Below are 14938 nucleotides of genomic sequence, written 5' to 3'. Positions count from 1 at the left end.
GTGCGTATGAGCATGCAGCGCGTGCTTGAGCGCACCGTCAAACCGGAACCCGGAGAACAGTGATGAGCGCGCTATATATGATAGTCGGCACCCTGGTTGCCTTGGGTGTGCTGGTGACCTTTCACGAGTTTGGCCATTTCTGGGTGGCCAGGCGTTGTGGCGTCAAGGTGTTGAGATTCTCCGTCGGCTTCGGCACGCCGTTGCTGCGCTGGCACGATCGCAAGGGGACTGAGTTCGTCGTTGCGGCCATCCCGCTGGGCGGTTACGTCAAGATGCTCGATGAGCGTGAAGGCGATGTTCCGCCTGAGCTCGTCGATCAGTCCTTCAATCGCAAATCGGTTTACAAGCGCATCGCGATCGTCATCGCGGGGCCTGTCGCCAACTTTCTCCTGGCCATTGTATTTTTCTGGGTACTCGCGATGCTGGGCAGCCAGCAGGTGCGTCCGGTCATTGGTGGTGTCGAAACCGGCAGTATCGCGCAGAAGGCTGGCCTGACTTCCGGTCAGGAAATTGTTTCAGTAGATGGCCAGGCCACCTCCGGCTGGGCGGCAGTGAACCTGCAGCTGGTGCGCAGACTGGGTGAAAGCGGCAGCATCGCACTGAAGGTGCGTGACCAGGGTTCCGACGTGGAAACCGCACATGCGCTGGTGCTGGATAACTGGCTCAAGGGCGCCGATGAGCCTGATCCGATTCGCTCCCTGGGCATCCGGCCATGGCGTCCAGCGCTGGCACCCGTGCTTGCCGAGCTCGATCCAAAAGGCCCGGCACAGGCAGCAGGCCTGAAAACCGGTGATCGTCTGTTGGCCGCCAATGGTCAGCCTTTCGACGAATGGCAGCAGGTCGTGGACTGGGTTCGTGTCCGCCCCGATACAAGCATTTCTTTGCGCGTGGAGCGCGATGGCGCTCAGATCGATGTGCCCGTCACGCTCGTCGCTCATGGCGACGGCAAGGCGGCAACGGGTTACCTTGGCGCCGGTGTGAAGGGCGTGGACTGGCCACCGGAGATGCTGCGCGAGGTCAGTTATGGCCCGTTGGCGGCGGTTGCGGAGGGTGCCCGGCGTACCTGGACCATGAGTGTGCTGACCCTCGATTCGCTGAAGAAAATGTTGTTCGGCGAGCTGTCGGTAAAAAACTTGAGCGGACCGATAACCATTGCTAAAGTGGCGGGCGCTTCGGCCCAGTCAGGTGTAGGTGACTTCTTGAATTTCCTTGCTTATCTGAGCATAAGCCTGGGGGTTCTCAATTTGCTGCCCATTCCAGTGTTGGACGGGGGGCACTTGCTGTTTTATCTGATCGAGTGGGCGCGTGGTCGACCACTGTCGGAAAAGGTGCAGGGTTGGGGGGTTCAGATCGGAATAAGTCTGGTGGTTGGAGTCATGTTGCTCGCACTGGTCAACGATCTGGGACGACTGTAAAAGCTACGCCGAATTGTGAATCTGCCGCATTTTGCGGCAGTTTGTTTATTGCCAGTTGGAATAAGAAAGGACTTCATGAAACGTCTGCTGCTAACTGCGGTTCTTGCCGTACTGATGATCGCCGAAGTTCACGCCGAGTCCTTCACTATCTCCGATATCCGTGTCAACGGCCTGCAGCGGGTTTCCGCGGGCAGCGTGTTTGGTGCGTTGCCGTTGAACGTGGGTGAACAGGCCGATGACGCGCGTCTGGTCGACGCAACGCGTGCGCTGTTCAAAACCGGGTTTTTCCAGGATATCCAGCTGGGCCGCGACGGTAACGTCCTGGTCATTACCGTGGTCGAGCGCCCATCGGTTTCCAGCATCGAGATCGAAGGTAACAAGGCGATCACCACTGAAGACCTGATGAAGGGTCTGAAGCAGTCGGGTCTGGCAGAAGGCGAGATTTTCCAGCGTGCAACCCTGGAAGGCGTTCGTAACGAACTGCAGCGTCAATACGTAGCTCAAGGCCGCTATTCGGCAGAAGTCGCCACTGAAGTCGTCCCTCAACCGCGCAACCGCGTTGGCCTCAAGATCAACATCAATGAAGGCGCCGTGGCGGCGATCCAGCACATCAACGTGGTGGGTAACTCCGTTTTCCCCGAGCAGGATCTGGTCGATCTGTTCGAGCTGAAAACCACCAACTGGCTTTCCTTCTTCAAGAACGACGACAAGTACGCCCGCGAAAAACTGTCCGGCGACCTGGAACGTCTGCGTTCGTACTACCTCGACCGCGGCTATATCAACATGGATATCGCCTCGACTCAGGTCTCCATCACGCCTGACAAGAAAAGCGTGTACATCACCGTCAACATTCATGAAGGCGAGAAGTACAGCGTCAAGTCGGTCAAGCTGAGCGGTGACCTCAAGGTTCCGGAAGACCAGATCCAGTCGCTGCTGCTGGTCAAGCCGGGTCAGGTGTTCTCCCGTAAGGTCATGACCACGACCTCCGAGCTGATCACCCGTCGTCTGGGTAACGAGGGTTATACCTTCGCCAACGTCAACGGCGTTCCGACCCCGAACGATGAAGATCACACCGTCGACATCCTGTTCGCTGTCGATCCGGGCAAGCGCGCCTACGTCAACCGCATCAATTTCCGTGGCAACACCAAGACCGCGGACGAAGTACTGCGTCGCGAGATGCGTCAGATGGAAGGCGGCTGGGCTTCGACCTACCTGATCGACCAGTCCAAAACCCGTCTGGACCGTCTGGGCTTCTTCAAGGAAGTGAACGTCGAAACTCCTGCGGTGCCGGGCACCGATGATCAGGTGGACGTCAACTACGCAGTGGAAGAGCAGGCCTCCGGTTCGATCACCGCCAGCGTCGGTTTCGCACAGAGTGCGGGTCTGATCCTGGGTGGTTCGATCAGCCAGAACAACTTCCTGGGTACCGGTAACAAGGTCAGCATCGGCCTGACCAAAAGTGAATACCAGACCCGCTACAACTTCAGCTACGTCGATCCGTACTTCACGCCGGACGGTGTGAGCCTGGGTTACAGCGCGTTCTACCGCAAGACCGATTACGACGACCTGGACGTCGACGTTGCCAGCTACTCGGTAGACAGCCTGGGTGCCGGTATCAACATGGGCTACCCGATCAGCGAGACGGCGCGCCTGAACTTCGGCCTGTCGGTCCAGAAGGACGAGCTGAGCACCGGTAAATACACCGTCGACGAGATCTTCGACTTCATCGACAAGGAAGGCGACAGCTTCACCAACTTCAAAGCGTCTGTCGGCTGGTCCGAATCGACCTTGAACAAAGGCACCTTGCCGACCCGTGGTCATTCCCAGAGCCTGACGCTGGAAACCACCATTCCGGGCAGCGACCTGTCGTTCTACAAACTTGATTATCGCGGTCAGTTGTTCCACCCGATCTCCACCAATTACACCCTGCGTCTGCACTCGGAGCTGGGTTACGGTGATGGTTACGGTTCGACTTCCGGTCTGCCGTTCTACGAGAACTACTACGCCGGTGGCTTCAACTCGGTTCGTGGCTTCAAGGACAGCACGCTGGGTCCACGCAGTACCCCGAGTAGCGGTAGCCGTGGCACCCTGGCAGACCCGGATCAGGATCCGCTGCCGTTCGGTGGTAACGTCTTGATCACCGGCGGTGCCGAGATTCTCTTCCCGCTTCCGTTCATCAAGGACCAGCGTTCGCTGCGTACCTCGCTGTTCTGGGACGTCGGTAACGTTTTCAACACCAACTGCGGCTCGCAGAAGACCACGCTCGACGGCGAGAAGGTCGAGTGTAACGGCCCTGACCTTTCCGGTCTGGCCAGCTCGGTCGGTGTTGGCGTGACCTGGATCACCGCATTGGGTCCTTTGAGTTTCGCCCTGGCTATGCCGGTCAAGAAGCCGGACGACAGCACCGAAACCCAGGTCTTCCAATTCTCTCTCGGTCAGACCTTCTAAGGGTCTGATCACTGCAAACGACAACGGATTCTGTAGGAGTTACATCGTGCGTAAGTTGACCCAATTGGCATTGCTGGCGACGGTTCTGGTAGCAGGCCCGGCATTTGCTGACATGAAAATCGCAGTCCTGAACTACCAGATGGCGTTGCTCGAGTCCGACGCAGCCAAGAAATACGCGGTAGATGCAGAGAAGAAATTCGGTCCTCAACTGACCAAGCTCAAGGCACTGGAAAGCAGCGCCAAAGGCATTCAGGATCGTCTGGTCGCGGGTGGCGACAAGATGGCCCAGCCTGAGCGTGAGCGTCTGGAACTGGACTTCAAGCAGAAGGCCCGTGACTTCCAGTTCCAGTCCAAGGAACTGAACGAAGCCAAGGCTGTTGCTGACCGTGACATGCTGAAACAACTGAAGCCGAAGCTGGATCAAGCCGTTGAAGAAGTGATCAAGAAAGGCGGTTTCGACCTGGTGTTCGAGCGCGGTGCCGTGATTGATGTCAAGCCTCAGTACGACGTCACTCGCCAGGTCATCGAGCGCATGAACCAGCTGAAGTAAATTCATGACCGCGATCATCACGCTCGGCCAGTTGGCCGAGTTCCTCGGCGCCACGTTGCGTGGCCCGGCGGACAAGCAGATCACTGGACTGGCCACCTTGCAGGAGGCCGGTCCAAGTCAGGTCAGTTTCCTGGCCAACCCCCAATATCGCAAATTCCTGCCCGCCACACAGGCCGCTGCCGTGCTGCTCAAGCCGGCGGATGCCGAGGGGTATGCGGGCGACGCGTTGATGGTCGCCGACCCCTATCTGGCTTACGCGCGCATTTCTCACCTGTTCGATCCCAAACCCAAGGCGGCGGCAGGTATCCATCCCACTGCGGTCGTCGCTGACGATGCGGTGGTCGACGCGGCCGCCAGCATCGGTCCTTATGCCGTCATCGAAAGCGGCGCCCGGATCGCGGCAGGCGTGACCATCGGCGCTCACTGCTTCATCGGCGCACGCAGCGTGATCGGCGAGGGTGGCTGGCTGGCTCCGCGCGTCACGCTGTATCACGACGTGCGTATCGGGCAGCGGGTGGTGATTCAATCCGGCGCCGTGCTCGGCGGCGAAGGCTTCGGCTTCGCCAACGAAAAAGGCGTCTGGCAGAAGATCGCGCAGATCGGTGGCGTGACCATCGGTGACGACGTGGAGATCGGCGTGAATACCGCCATCGACCGTGGGGCCATGGACGACACGCGTATTGGCAATGGCGTGAAACTGGACAACCAGATTCAGATCGCCCACAACGTGCAGGTCGGCGATCACACGGCCATGGCGGCCTGTGTCGGAATTTCCGGCAGCGCCAAAATCGGCAAGCATTGCATGCTGGCAGGCGGTGTCGGGCTTGTCGGGCACATCGACATCTGTGACGGCGTTTTCATCACCGGGATGACCATGGTGACCCGTTCGATCACCGAGCCTGGTTCCTATTCTTCGGGGACGGCGATGCAGCCGGCTGCGGAATGGCGCAAGAGTGCAGCACGGATCCGTCAGCTCGACGACATGTCGCGACGACTGCAACAGCTGGAAAAGATTGTCGAGGCAGTGACCTCAGGCGGTAAAGCGTCATCTGATGGCTGATACCTTTTTCTTATCAAGCGTGCACAGCCGATAACTGCCTCCTTGATTTGCTAGAGGGGTGCCGCGTTAGTCGCACTCCCAATCTTTACTACAGGCTTCCTCTCGAAATGATGGACATCAACGAAATCCGCGAATATCTGCCTCACCGTTACCCGTTCCTGCTCGTGGACCGTGTGGTGGAGCTGGATGTTGAGAATAAAAGCATTCGTGCCTACAAGAATGTCAGCATCAACGAGCCATTCTTCAACGGGCATTTCCCCCAGCATCCGATCATGCCGGGTGTGCTGATCATCGAAGCCATGGCGCAGGCGGCGGGTATCCTGGGTTTCAAGATGCTTGACGTGAAGCCGGCCGATGGCACGCTTTACTATTTCGTCGGCTCCGACAAGCTGCGTTTCCGCCAGCCAGTGCTGCCGGGCGACCAACTGATCCTTGAAGCCAAGTTCATCAGCTGCAAGCGTCAGATCTGGAAGTTCGAGTGCCAGGCTTCGGTAGACGGCAAGCCGGTCTGCTCCGCCGAAATCATCTGTGCGGAACGTAAGCTATGAGTTTGATTGACTCTCGCGCAATCATCGATCCGACGGCCGTGCTGGCCGACAATGTGGAGGTCGGCCCGTGGTCGATCGTCGGACCCGGTGTGGAAATTGGCGAGGGTACAGTGATAGGCCCGCACGTGATCCTGCGCGGCCCGACCAAAATCGGCAAGAACAACCACATCTACCAGTTCTCCTCGGTGGGTGAGGACACGCCTGATCTGAAGTACAAAGGTGAAGCGACGCGGCTGGTGATCGGTGATCACAACGTGATCCGTGAAGGCGTGACCATTCACCGGGGCACCATCCAGGATCGCGCCGAAACGACGATTGGCGATCACAACCTGATCATGGCCTACGCTCACATCGGTCACGACAGCGTCATCGGCAACCATTGCATCCTGGTCAACAACACGGCATTGGCCGGGCACGTTCACGTCGATGACTGGGCGATTCTGTCCGGTTTTACGCTGGTGCATCAGTATTGCCACATCGGCGCCCACAGCTTCTCGGGAATGGGCACCGCGATCGGCAAGGACGTTCCGGCGTTCGTCACCGTGTTCGGTAACCCTGCCGAAGCGCGCAGCATGAATTTCGAAGGCATGCGTCGTCGTGGCTTCTCGGACGATGCTATTCACGCGCTGCGCCGCGCTTACAAGACCGTGTACCGTCAAGGGCTGACGGTGGAGCAGGCGATCGTCGAGCTGGCCGAACCTGCGGCGCAGTTCCCCGAAGTCGCGTTGTTCCTTGAGTCCATTCAGACCTCGACCCGCGGCATCACCCGTTAATCATGAGTGCCTTGCGTATAGCGCTGGTCGCCGGAGAAGCCTCTGGCGACATCCTGGGTTCGGGTCTGATGCGCGCAATCAAGGCGCGCCACCCTGATGTGCAGTTCATCGGCGTCGGCGGCCCGCTCATGGAAGCGCAGGGCATGCAGTCCAGCTTTCCCATGGAGCGCCTGTCGGTCATGGGCCTCGTCGAAGTGCTGGGCCGACTCAAGGAGTTGATGGCACGCCGCAAACTGCTGATCCAGAACCTGATCGATGCAAGGCCCGATGTGTTCATCGGCATCGACGCCCCGGATTTCACGCTCAATATCGAACTCAAACTGCGTCAGGCGGGCATCAAGACCGTTCACTATGTCAGCCCGTCGGTCTGGGCGTGGCGGCAGAAACGCGTCTTCAAGATCCGCGAAGGTTGCGATCTTATGCTCACGCTGTTGCCGTTCGAGGCGCGGTTCTACGAAGAAAAAGGCGTTCCGGTGCGCTTCGTCGGGCATCCGCTGGCTGACACCATTCCGCTGCACGCCGATCGTGCCGACGCTCGAGCGCAGCTCGGGCTGGGCGACGGGTCGGTGGTTGCGCTGATGCCTGGCAGTCGTGCAGGCGAAGTCGGCCGCCTGGGCGCGTTGTTTTTCGACACCGCCGAGCGATTATTGGCCTTGCGGCCCGGCATCCGTTTCGTCCTGCCGTGCGCAAGCCCTCAACGCCGGGCGCAGATCGAGCAATTGCTGCAGGGGCGAAATCTTCCGCTGACGCTGCTCGACGGTCAGTCTCATCTGGCGCTGGCGGCATGCGATGCGGTGCTCATTGCCTCGGGCACCGCCACGCTGGAGGCGCTGCTGTACAAAAGGCCGATGGTGGTTGCCTATCGTCTGGCGCCGCTGACCTACTGGATACTCAAGCGGATGGTGAAAAGTCCGTACGTGTCGTTGCCGAATCTGTTGGCCCGGCGTTTGCTGGTTCCAGAACTGCTGCAGGACGCTGCGACCGCGCAGGCACTGGCGCAGACACTGCTGCCATTGCTCGACAACGGCGCGGAGCAGACCGCCGGCTTCGACGAAATTCACCGAACCTTGCGTCGTAATGCCTCCAATCAGGCAGCGGAAGCAGTATTGAACCTGATCGGCGCGTCACCTTCACAATGAGTGTGCAATCAATGCAAATGGGTCTGGACTTCAACCTGGTCGAGGATCTGGTGGCCGGTGTCGACGAAGTCGGTCGCGGTCCACTGTGTGGTGCGGTTGTCACGGCTGCTGTCATCCTGGACCCGAAACGCCCCATTCTGGGCCTCAACGACTCGAAAAAACTCACCGAGGCCAAGCGCGAAAAACTGTTCGATGAGATCTGCGAAAAGGCGTTGTGCTGGCACATTGCACGGGCAGAAGTGGAAGAAATTGACGAGCTCAATATCCTGCACGCCACCATGCTGGCCATGAAGCGTGCCGTCGAAGGGTTGCTCATCGTTCCTAAACTGGCACTGATCGACGGCAATCGCTGTCCGCAGCTTTCGGTTCCCAGCGCGCCGGTCATTCAGGGCGATGCCCAGGTCCCGGCCATCGCCGCCGCGTCGATCCTGGCGAAGGTGAGCCGCGACCGCGAGATGGCGAAGATGGAGCTGCTGTATCCCGGTTACGGGATTGGCGGGCACAAGGGCTATCCGACCCCGGTCCACCTGGAAGCCCTGGCGCGGCTGGGGCCTACGCCGATTCACCGGCGATCCTTTGCCCCGGTACGTGCGGCTTACGAGGCACGGGACATGATGATCGCCACGGGTTTTACCTCGCTGCCGCTGAGTTGATGCCGGCACTGACGTTTCGCAGCAGCGGCTCAATCTGTGGGCCGTCCCGACCAGAGGCATTTCAGCGACTGGGACAGCCTCACCGCCGGCCAATGGCGGATGAAGGTTTCTCACGTCCACTGCAACACACTTCGTACTGCTGACAGGGTCGGTTGGCTTATCGAATGTTTTTCCTGAGGCCGGTACAATCCGGCCTTCGTTTTCTGTGCGCTATTAGGATCACCCATGCCGGCTTCTTTCGTTCATCTACGCCTGCACACCGAATACTCTCTGGTTGACGGTCTGGTCCGGGTCAAGCCGCTGGTCAAGGCGTTGACCGGCATGAACATGCCTGCGGTAGCGGTGACCGACCAGAACAACCTGTGTTCGCTGGTCAAATTCTATAAAGCGACCATGGGCGCGGGAATCAAGCCGATCTGCGGCGCTGACATCTGGCTCGCGGGTCGTGATCGCGAGGCGCCGCTCAGCCGCCTCAGCCTGCTGGTGATGAACCCGAAAGGCTACCTGAACCTGACCGAGCTGATCTCGCGCGGCTTCATGGATGGTCAGCGTAATGGCCTGGTGGTGATCGAGCGCGAGTGGGTCGCCGAAGCCAGCGAAGGGTTGATTGCCTTGTCGGCGGCCAAAGAAGGCGAAATCGGCATGGCCTTGCTGGGCGGTAATCCGGCTGAGGCCGACCACCTGCTCAAAGAGTGGATGAGCGTTTTCCCGGACCGATTCTATGTCGAGGTCCAGCGCACCAATCGCATCAACGATGAAGAGCACCTGCACGCTGCCGTCGCCCTGGCCGATCGGCACGGCGCGCCGCTGGTGGCGACCAACGATGTGCGCTTCATCAAGCAGGAAGATTTCGAAGCCCACGAGACACGCGTCTGCATCGGCGAGGGCCGGGCGCTGGACGACCCGCGTCGTTCGCACAATTACAGCGATCAGCAATACCTCAAAAGTGCCGAGGAGATGGCCGAGCTGTTCAGCGATCTGCCGGACGCGCTGGCCAACACGGTTGAGATCGCCAAGCGCTGCAACATCGAGGTCAAGCTGGGCAAGCACTTCCTGCCCAACTTCCCGATTCCCGATGGCCTGACCATCGACGAGTATTTCCGCAAAGTGTCGTTCGAAGGCCTCGAGGAGCGCCTCGCGGTGCTGTGGCCCAAGGAAACGACACCCGACTATGAAGCCAAGCGACAGGTCTATGTCGACCGACTGAATTTCGAGCTGGATATCATCATCCAGATGGGATTCCCCGGTTACTTCCTGATCGTTATGGACTTCATTCAGTGGGCCAAGAACAACGGCGTGCCGGTGGGGCCGGGCCGTGGGTCGGGTGCCGGTTCGCTGGTTGCCTACGTGCAGAAGATCACCGACCTGGACCCGCTGCAATATGACCTGCTGTTCGAACGGTTCCTGAACCCCGAGCGGGTATCGATGCCCGACTTCGACGTCGACTTCTGCATGGACGGCCGCGACCGCGTGATCGAATACGTGGCCGATAAATACGGCCGCAATGCGGTGAGCCAGATCATTACCTTCGGTTCGATGGCGGCCAAGGCGGTGGTGCGTGACGTGGCGCGGGCGCAGGGCAAGTCATTCGGTCTGGCGGATCGCCTGTCGAAAATGATCCCGTTCGAAGTCGGCATGACCTTGGAAAAGGCCTACGAACAGGAAGAAATCCTGCGTGACTTCCTCAAGACCGACGAGGAAGGCGCTGAAATCTGGGAGATGGCGCGCAAGCTCGAAGGCGTCGTGCGTAATGTCGGCAAGCACGCCGGTGGCGTGGTGATCGCGCCGACCAAACTCACCGACTTCGCGGCCATTTACTGCGACGAAGAGGGCAGCGGTCTGGTGACCCAGTTCGACAAGGATGACGTCGAAGCTGCCGGGTTGGTGAAGTTCGACTTCCTCGGCCTGCGCACCCTGACGATCATCGACTGGGCGATGAAAACCATCAACCGCGACCGCGCCAAGGTGGGCGAGGAGCCGCTGGACATCGCGTTCATCCCGCTGGACGACGCGCCGACCTACGACCTGTTGCAGAAAGCCGAAACCACGGCGGTGTTCCAGCTCGAATCCCGCGGCATGAAGGAGCTGATCAAAAAGCTCAAGCCCGACTGCCTCGAAGACCTCATCGCACTGGTGGCGCTGTTCCGTCCGGGCCCCTTGCAATCGGGCATGGTGGATGACTTCATCAACCGCAAACACGGCCGCGCCGAGCTGTCGTACCCGCACGTCGACTACCAGTACGAGGGGCTGAAGCCGGTATTGGCGCCGACCTACGGCATCATCCTGTATCAGGAACAGGTGATGCAGATCGCTCAGGTCATGGCCGGCTATACGCTGGGCGGTGCGGACATGCTGCGTCGCGCCATGGGCAAGAAGAAGCCCGAGGAGATGGCCAAGCAACGCGGCGGCTTCATCGAAGGTTGCAAGACCAATAATATCGATCCGGACCTTGCCGGTAACATTTTCGACCTGGTTGAAAAATTCGCCGGTTACGGCTTCAACAAGTCCCACTCCGCGGCATACGGACTGGTTTCGTACCAGACCGCGTGGCTGAAGAAGCACTATCCGGCGCCGTTCATGGCCGCCGTGTTGTCGGCGGACATGCACAACACCGACAAGGTCGTGACCTTGATCGAGGAAGTGCGGACCATGAAGCTGCGCCTGGACGCGCCGGACGTGAACAACTCGGAATTCAAGTTCACCGTGAACGACGAAGGCCGGATCGTCTATGGCCTCGGCGCTATCAAGGGCGTGGGCGAGGGGCCGGTCGAGGCGATCACCGAAGCGCGTCAGGCGGGCCCGTTCAACGATCTGTTCGACTTCTGTGCGCGCATCGACCTCAAGCGCGTCAACAAACGCACGTTGGGCGGCCTGATCAGCAGCGGCGCGCTGGACCGTCTGGGCCCGTTCTTCTTTGAGGAGCCCAAACAGTATCAAGCCAACATCGACCGCAACCGCGGCGTCCTGCTGGCGGCTCTGGAAGAAGCGATCCAGGCCGCCGAGCAGACCGCGCGCAGTCACGACAGTGGTCATGCCGACCTGTTTGGCGGTTTGTTCGTCGAAGCGGACGCCGATGTTTATGCGAACCATCGCAATGCCAAGGAGGTCACTCTCAAGGAGCGCCTTCGCGGCGAAAAGGAAACGCTGGGCCTGTACCTCACGGGGCATCCGATCGACGAATACGAAGGTGAGATCAGACGGTTCGCCCGTCAGCGTATCGTCGATCTGAAACCGGCGCGGGACACTCAGACCGTCGCGGGGCTGATCATCGCGCTGCGCGTGATGAAGAACAAAAAGGGCGACAAGATGGGTTTCATCACCCTCGATGACCGCTCCGGACGCATCGAAGCCTCGCTGTTCGCCGATGCGTTTCATTCGGCCCAGTCGCTGTTGCAGACCGACGCGATGGTGGTGGTGGAGGGGGAAGTCAGCTCCGATGATTTCTCCGGCGGCCTGCGTTTGCGTGCCAAACGGGTGATGAGCCTGGAAGAGGCGCGTACGGGGCTGGCCGAAAGTTTGCGTCTGACCGTGCATAGCGAAGCGCTCAAGGGCGATCGTCTACGCTGGCTGGGCGACCTGTGCAGGAAGCACCGGGGAGCGTGTCCGATCACGCTCGATTACACCGGGCAGGAGGCCAAGGCGTTGTTGCAGTTTGGCGAAGCGTGGCGGATCGATCCCGCAGACAGCCTGATTCAGGCCCTGCGTGACCAGTTCGGACGAGAGAACGTCTTCCTGCAGTATCGCTGAACGCTGATCAGCTCAGAATTTTTTAAACTCGACCGAAAGGCGCCTGCTCCTTTAAGGTATGGCGCTTACGGATCAACCGGCCGGCCTCTTGGCCGTCGACCCAAGACGGATGCCTATGAACCCGAATTTTCTGGATTTCGAACAGCCGATTGCTGACCTGCAAGCCAAGATTGAAGAGCTGCGTCTGGTAGGCAATGACAACTCGCTGAACATCGGCGACGAAATCTCTCGACTGCAAGAGAAGAGCAATACGCTCACCGAAAGCATTTTCGGCAACCTGACCAGTTGGCAGATCGCGCGCATGGCGCGTCATCCGCGTCGTCCGTACACACTGGATTACATCGAACACATCTTCACCGAGTTTGACGAGTTGCATGGCGATCGCCACTTCTCCGACGACGCAGCAATCGTCGGCGGTATTGCCCGCCTCGACGATCAGCCTGTGATGGTAATCGGTCACCAGAAAGGCCGCGAGGTGCGCGAGAAGGTTCGCCGTAACTTCGGTATGCCGCGTCCGGAGGGCTACCGCAAGGCCTGCCGTCTGATGGAAATGGCCGAGCGCTTCAAGATGCCGATCCTGACCTTCATCGACACGCCGGGCGCCTACCCGGGCATCGACGCCGAAGAGCGCAACCAGAGCGAAGCGATTGCCTGGAACCTGCGCGTCATGGCCCGCCTGAAGACTCCGATCATTGCCACCGTCATCGGTGAAGGTGGTTCGGGCGGCGCGCTGGCGATTGGTGTCTGCGACCAGTTGAACATGCTGCAATATTCCACTTACGCGGTGATCTCGCCGGAAGGCTGCGCCTCGATCCTGTGGAAAACGGCCGAGAAGGCACCGGATGCCGCTGAAGCGATGGGCATTACCGCCGAGCGCCTGAAAGGGTTGGGTATCGTTGACAAGGTGATCAACGAGCCATTGGGTGGCGCACATCGTGATCCGGCCGCCGCCGCTGCATCGATTCGTGAAGAGTTGAGCAGTCAGTTGGCAATGCTCAAGAAGTTCGGTAACGATGAGCTGCTGGCTCGCCGCTACGAGCGCCTGATGAGTTACGGCGTATAACCGGAGTCTTTTTCTGAGGTCCGGCCAGCTTGAAAGGTTGACCCGCATGACCAAGCCGGACATCAAGAAAGACTTATCCAAGCGTCTGCTGTCGCGCCTGTCCCCCTGGCGCGACGCAGCGGCTTGGCGCATCGCCTTCTCCGGTGGTCTGGATTCCACCGTCCTGCTGCATCTGCTGTCGGATCTCTCGAAACAACAGCGCCTTCCCCCTTTGATTGCCATTCACGTTCATCACGGCCTGCAGGCTGTCGCCAAGTCCTGGCCGGGACATTGTCGTCAGGTCTGTCAGATTCTGGGCATACCGTTGCAGGTCATCGATGTCACCGTGAAGCCCGGCGCGAGCCTCGAGCAAGCCGCGCGCAATGCCCGTTATGACGCTTTCAATGACGTGCTTGAGCGCGGCGAAGTGCTGCTGACCGCGCAGCACCGCGATGATCAGGCTGAAACGCTGCTGTTCCGATTATTGCGAGGCGCTGGAGTGCGTGGTCTGGCGGCGATGCCTGAGGCACGAATCGTCGGGGAGGGCCGGCTGTTTCGTCCGTTGCTCGAGGAGTCCAGAACAACGCTTGAAGCGTATGCCCGGGAGCAGGGTCTGAGCTGGATCGAGGACCCGAGCAATCATGACAGCCGCTTTTCACGCAACTACCTGCGCAATCACGTGATGCCCATGCTGACGGCGCGTTGGCCGCAGGCTGTGGCCAGCATGACCCGCAGCGCTGCACATCTGGCTGAGGCGCAGGCATTGCTGGTCGAGCTGGCGCAGCAAGATCTGGCTCAGGCCGAAACGCCATGTCCGTGGCCGTGGCTGGATCTGCCCTCGCTGGAACTGGCACCGCTGGAGATGTTATCCGACGCCAGACAGCGCAATGCCTTACGCCACTGGCTGACACCGCTGACCCGTTTACCGGATACCGATCACTGGGCAGGCTGGGATTCGTTGCGTGATGCAGGCCCTGACGGCCGGCCGATCTGGCGCCTCGCCGACGGTCAGGTGCATCGCGCCGAGGGACGGATCTGGTGGTTGTCCGGGATCTGGCTCAAGGATGTTGCCGGCTCGCAGCACTGGTCGCTGTCTTCGCAGCCGCTGACCCTGCCGGGCAACGGCATGTTGCAGATCGTCGGCTCGGCCCCTGTTGGCGGCTTGCACGTGCACTATCGGCAAGGCGGAGAGACCTTCGATGTGCCGGACCGCGGGCGCCGGGATCTCAAGCGGCTGCTCAACGAAAAAGGCGTGCCGGTTTTTTTGCGCGGCCGATTGCCGCTGCTGTATCGCGGTGAGCAATTATTGGCCGTGGCCAACTTGCCCGGACTGGACGCCGGGCCCCGTGGCGACTGGCGATTGCACTGGCAACCACCGACGAATGACCAAAGTTTGAGCTGAAAGGGCGTTTCCGGTAGACTACGCTCCCTTCTTGATACAGCTTATGTCGATCCTTTCGGAACGATGCAAGTTGCCGATTACCAGCCAGTCTTTACTGGGCGATTCTCAAAATGTGGCGAGCAATGGACAGACCTTCCTGTGGTCAGTCGCTTTTTCTGGCG

General features: G+C 59.8%; 11 protein-coding genes. All 11 read left to right on the top strand.

The annotated features are described in order from the left end of the window. Nucleotides 1-62: 62 nt before the first annotated feature. The 11 genes from rseP to tilS all read left to right on the top strand — a co-directional run bounded on the left by rseP (nt 63) and on the right by tilS (nt 14777). On the top strand, nt 63-1415 hold the full coding sequence (gene rseP, locus AAGQ88_RS20825; RefSeq protein ID WP_342653438.1) for a sigma E protease regulator RseP: 1353 nt from the start codon (nt 63-65) through the stop codon (nt 1413-1415). A 75-nt stretch (nt 1416-1490) separates the two neighbouring features. Next, nucleotides 1491-3863: an outer membrane protein assembly factor BamA gene (gene bamA, locus AAGQ88_RS20820; RefSeq protein WP_342653437.1), complete on the top strand. Its 2373-nt coding sequence runs from the start codon at nt 1491-1493 to the stop codon at nt 3861-3863. A gap of 46 nt (nt 3864-3909) precedes the next feature. Continuing rightward, the gene (locus AAGQ88_RS20815) at nt 3910-4413 is read left to right on the top strand and encodes an OmpH family outer membrane protein (RefSeq protein WP_093463328.1); all 504 of its coding nucleotides are present in this window, start codon (nt 3910-3912) and stop codon (nt 4411-4413) included. 4 nt (nt 4414-4417) lie between these two features. Continuing rightward, nucleotides 4418-5473 carry a UDP-3-O-(3-hydroxymyristoyl)glucosamine N-acyltransferase gene (gene lpxD, locus AAGQ88_RS20810; RefSeq protein WP_342653436.1) on the top strand — a complete coding sequence of 352 codons (1056 nt, stop codon included), beginning with the start codon at nt 4418-4420 and terminating at the stop codon, nt 5471-5473. A 107-nt stretch (nt 5474-5580) separates the two neighbouring features. After that, a complete protein-coding gene (gene fabZ / locus AAGQ88_RS20805) occupies nt 5581-6021 on the top strand; it encodes a 3-hydroxyacyl-ACP dehydratase FabZ (protein WP_093463334.1) in 441 nt (146 codons plus the stop codon). Further along, nucleotides 6018-6794 carry an acyl-ACP--UDP-N-acetylglucosamine O-acyltransferase gene (lpxA, locus tag AAGQ88_RS20800; RefSeq protein ID WP_093463337.1) on the top strand — a complete coding sequence of 259 codons (777 nt, stop codon included), beginning with the start codon at nt 6018-6020 and terminating at the stop codon, nt 6792-6794. The genes fabZ and lpxA overlap by 4 nt, the downstream gene beginning before the upstream one ends. Beyond that, nucleotides 6794-7933, top strand: coding sequence for a lipid-A-disaccharide synthase (gene lpxB, locus AAGQ88_RS20795; RefSeq protein WP_342655852.1), 1140 nt, complete (start codon nt 6794-6796; stop codon nt 7931-7933). The genes lpxA and lpxB overlap by 1 nt, the downstream gene beginning before the upstream one ends. An 11-nt stretch (nt 7934-7944) precedes the next feature. Further along, entirely contained in the window at nt 7945-8586 is a 642-nt protein-coding gene (gene rnhB / locus AAGQ88_RS20790; protein WP_285422367.1) for a ribonuclease HII, read from the top strand. Between the two features lie 225 nt (nt 8587-8811). Beyond that, complete coding sequence (gene dnaE, locus AAGQ88_RS20785; RefSeq protein ID WP_342653435.1) at nt 8812-12333, top strand: DNA polymerase III subunit alpha; 3522 nt, start codon at nt 8812-8814, stop codon at nt 12331-12333. 115 nt (nt 12334-12448) lie between these two features. Continuing rightward, a complete protein-coding gene (accA, locus tag AAGQ88_RS20780) occupies nt 12449-13396 on the top strand; it encodes an acetyl-CoA carboxylase carboxyl transferase subunit alpha (RefSeq protein WP_093463349.1) in 948 nt (315 codons plus the stop codon). A 46-nt stretch (nt 13397-13442) separates the two neighbouring features. Further along, the gene (gene tilS, locus AAGQ88_RS20775) at nt 13443-14777 is read left to right on the top strand and encodes a tRNA lysidine(34) synthetase TilS (protein WP_342653434.1); all 1335 of its coding nucleotides are present in this window, start codon (nt 13443-13445) and stop codon (nt 14775-14777) included. Nucleotides 14778-14938: the final 161 nt, after the last annotated feature.

It is taken from the genome of Pseudomonas sp. F3-2, from assembly GCF_038804275.1.
Lineage (GTDB): Bacteria > Pseudomonadota > Gammaproteobacteria > Pseudomonadales > Pseudomonadaceae > Aquipseudomonas.
The sequence above is the reverse complement of the archived record's forward strand: the minus strand, read 5'-3'. Positions and strand labels throughout refer to the sequence as shown.

Coding starts and splice junctions, on each gene's coding strand:
- lpxA (WP_093463337.1), top strand. CDS start 6,018: ATGAGTTTGATTGACTCTCGCGCAATCATCGATCCGACGGCCGTGCTG.
- lpxD (WP_342653436.1), top strand. CDS start 4,418: ATGACCGCGATCATCACGCTCGGCCAGTTGGCCGAGTTCCTCGGCGCC.
- dnaE (WP_342653435.1), top strand. CDS start 8,812: ATGCCGGCTTCTTTCGTTCATCTACGCCTGCACACCGAATACTCTCTG.
- rnhB (WP_285422367.1), top strand. CDS start 7,945: ATGCAAATGGGTCTGGACTTCAACCTGGTCGAGGATCTGGTGGCCGGT.
- fabZ (WP_093463334.1), top strand. CDS start 5,581: ATGATGGACATCAACGAAATCCGCGAATATCTGCCTCACCGTTACCCG.
- accA (WP_093463349.1), top strand. CDS start 12,449: ATGAACCCGAATTTTCTGGATTTCGAACAGCCGATTGCTGACCTGCAA.
- bamA (WP_342653437.1), top strand. CDS start 1,491: ATGAAACGTCTGCTGCTAACTGCGGTTCTTGCCGTACTGATGATCGCC.
- rseP (WP_342653438.1), top strand. CDS start 63: ATGAGCGCGCTATATATGATAGTCGGCACCCTGGTTGCCTTGGGTGTG.
- tilS (WP_342653434.1), top strand. CDS start 13,443: ATGACCAAGCCGGACATCAAGAAAGACTTATCCAAGCGTCTGCTGTCG.